The sequence below is a fragment of the Mesorhizobium sp. M7A.F.Ca.US.005.03.2.1 genome (genome assembly GCF_003997795.1).
Taxonomy (GTDB): Bacteria; Pseudomonadota; Alphaproteobacteria; order Rhizobiales; family Rhizobiaceae; genus Mesorhizobium; species Mesorhizobium ciceri.
In genome coordinates this window covers 1-2689 of the sequence record NZ_RZRP01000844.1, presented here as the reverse complement: position 1 = coordinate 2689, position 2689 = coordinate 1, and the positions used below count along the sequence as shown (strand labels likewise).

The 2689-nt window shown below is 63.3% G+C and carries 3 protein-coding genes and 2 pseudogenes; 2 read left to right on the top strand and 3 right to left on the bottom strand.

Annotated elements, in window-relative coordinates; translation table 11 throughout:
* Both EN991_RS31320 and EN991_RS31315 read left to right on the top strand, forming a co-directional pair.
* Window positions 1–608, top strand: a 608-nt coding sequence (locus EN991_RS31320; protein ID WP_127370197.1) for an SDR family NAD(P)-dependent oxidoreductase, incomplete at its 5' end; no start/stop codon positions are given.
* Entirely contained in the window at window positions 608–1330 is a 723-nt protein-coding gene (locus EN991_RS31315) for an SDR family oxidoreductase (protein ID WP_127370196.1), read from the top strand. The genes EN991_RS31320 and EN991_RS31315, both read left to right, overlap by 1 nt.
* Window positions 1331–1361: 31 nt before the next feature.
* Here EN991_RS31315 and EN991_RS31310 read toward each other — a convergent pair whose 3' ends face one another.
* The 3 genes and pseudogenes from EN991_RS31310 to EN991_RS31300 all read right to left on the bottom strand — a co-directional run.
* On the bottom strand, window positions 1362–1619 hold the full coding sequence (locus EN991_RS31310) for a hypothetical protein (RefSeq protein WP_063168507.1): 258 nt from the start codon (window positions 1617–1619) through the stop codon (window positions 1362–1364).
* A 60-nt stretch (window positions 1620–1679) separates the two neighbouring features.
* Window positions 1680–2406: pseudogene (gene otsB, locus EN991_RS31305) on the bottom strand (trehalose-phosphatase).
* Window positions 2407–2459: 53 nt separating this feature from the next.
* Window positions 2460–2689, bottom strand: a pseudogene (locus EN991_RS31300) (trehalose-6-phosphate synthase); the annotation flags it as partial.

Here is a 2689-nt window from a genome sequence, read left to right as displayed (position 1 = left end):
GGACGAGCCGGCTGGACATCCTCATCAACAATGCCGGCATCGGCACAGCGGGCCAAGGTGCCAAAAGGCAGGTGAGTGCCGACGGCTATGAACTGCGCTTCGCGGTCAACTATCTCGCCGGTTTCCTGCTGACATCGGAGCTCCTGCCATTGCTGAAGGCCAGTGCGCCGGCGCGCATCGTCAATGTCGCCTCTGCGGGGCAGCAGGCGATCGACTTCAGCGATGTCATGCTGACCCGCTCCTATGACGGGGTGCGCGCTTATTGCCAGAGCAAGCTGGCGCAGATCCTGTTCACCGTCGATTTGGCCGAACAGTTGAAAGGCACCGGCGTCACCGTCAACGCATTGCATCCGGCGAGCTACATGAACACAACCATGGTCCGGCAGGCCAGGGTGACGCCGTGGAGTTCGGTCGAGACCGGTGCCGACGCCATCCTCAATCTCGCCACCTCACCCACGCTCAACGGGAAAAGCGGCCTCTATTTCGACGGCCTGCGGGAATCCCGCGCCGATGCTCAGGCCTACGACGCCAAGGCAAGGCAACAGCTGAGAAGCTTGAGCCTCGACCTCATCGGCCCGGCCTCCCCCACATCGAAGGAACAGCATTGATGACCAAGGCAATCCAACACACCGTCATCATCGGTGGCTCGTCCGGCATCGGGCTGGCGACGGCGCGCAAACTGCTTGGCCCGGACATGAAGGTAACCATCACCGGCCGCAACGAGGACAAGCTGAAGAGCGCTTGGAAGAGCCTTGGCGGTGCTGCCGAGAAGGCCGCTTTCGACGCGTCGAAGCCGGATGAGGTCCGTCAATTCTTCGAGCGCCTCGGCCCCTTTGATCACTTGGTGCTGGCGGCCAGCGGCGGCAAGGGCCTCGGCCCGTTCCCGGCGCTTGACCTGAGTGACATCGGCAGTGGCGTGGAGGAAAAGGTCCGCCCGCAGCTGTCCTGCCTGCAGGCCGCCTTGCCGACACTCAACAAGGCCGGATCGGTCACCTTCATCTCGGCGGTGTCGGCGCAGCTCGCAACGCCCGGCGTCGCCGGTATCGCCGCCATCAACGGCATGCTGTTGACCGTGGTGCCGATCCTGGCGATGGAGTTGAAACCGCTGCGCGTCAATGTCGTGGCGCCAGGCATCATCGACACGCCCTGGTGGGACTTTCTGGCCGAGGAGCAGAGGCAGGCGCTGTTTGCAGACTATGCCGGCAGGACCCCGGTCGGCCGCATCGGTCGCGCCGAAGACGTCGCCGCGGCAATAGCCTTCCTCGTCTCCAACGGCTTCATGACCGGTCAGGTGCTGACCTGCGACGGCGGACTGCGATTTGCGGCGTAGCGTTCCTCGGGCGCCGACAGGCTTTTCACCCTCAATTGGCTCTCTTTGGATCACCCCGCACGCTCTTTTCGCCGGGGCTGTCACCGCCCGGTCTCACCGCATCTGAAGCGGTCTTTTCCGGAACATAGGAATAATCAGGCGTATCAGCCCCATACATCTTGTTGTCGATCGCCTCTTGCCAGCTGAAATCCGCGTCGGACGGTGAAACGTCGGCAATGTCATGGCGGGAGGAGCGAGAGTGCAGCCAGTTCGGGGTGATCTCTCGGACCAATTGTGCAAAGCGTCCCATCGAAACCGTTCCTTTCCTTGCCCTTTCCAGGAGGCGCGATCGCGGTTGCGTCGGCTGGATCTAAAGTTGACCTCTCAGCCAGCCCAGCGTCTCGACAACGTCGGCAAGCCCGTACCGCGCTGCGGTGTGCGCTGGTGGGTTGACGCGTATCGATATGCCGCCGGCATCATTGACGGCCTCAAAACCGTTTTCATCCGACGTGTCGTCGCCCAGGAAGACCGGGCGACGGCCCGTGAATGGCGCAATTTCCATGAAACGCCGGATCGCGGCGCCCTTGGCGGCCTCGAGCGGCAGCAATTCAACACCGGCATTGCCGGGGTACCACCCGGTAGCCCTTTGGCAGCGTGGCCAGCGCCTGCTCGACCAGCTGCGTCGCGCGCGGAAGCAGATGCGGGGCGGCGCGCGTGTGGATGGCCAGCACCCGTCCTTTGCGCTCGATATAGGCGCCACGACCGAGCTCGGCCTCGATCTCGTCGACAAGCGCAGAAATATCCGCCGGCTCATCCGCGACTTCGACGTCGTCGTTCGGTAGGAGCCGATGTTCCAGGCCATAGAGCCCGGCGGCGCGCAGCTTCAAAGGCTGAAACAGATGATCGACAGCCGCGACGGAACGGCCTGTTACGAAGGCCAATGCCCCGTTCAGCTTGCAATCCAGGCCTTGCAGCAAGGAGCGGAGCTCGTCGCTGACCGAGACGGCGTCCGGGTGTTCGGCATGTTCCAGCAGGGTGCCGTCGATGTCGAGGAACAACGCCCATTCGCCGGTCAGCACAGTGTGCGGTTTCTCCATGACGGCCTGCGGCTTGTGCAGGGTCTCGCCAACAATATTTTGCAGCGCATCGCTCATGACATCGCCACCCGTCTGCGCTCAAAAATGGAGACGACATTGTCGACGCTGGGCGGCGGGTCGCTGACGGCACCGGTCACCCGATCGAGGTCCCCGCGCTTGCGCAAACGTGCCGCATCCAGAAGCATGCTGCCGGCCCAGCGATAGACATTGTTGTTGCGGATTGTCTCGCGCATGGGGCGCATGCGCTCGCGCTGTTCTTCGGGCGACATGGTCAGTGCCTGCA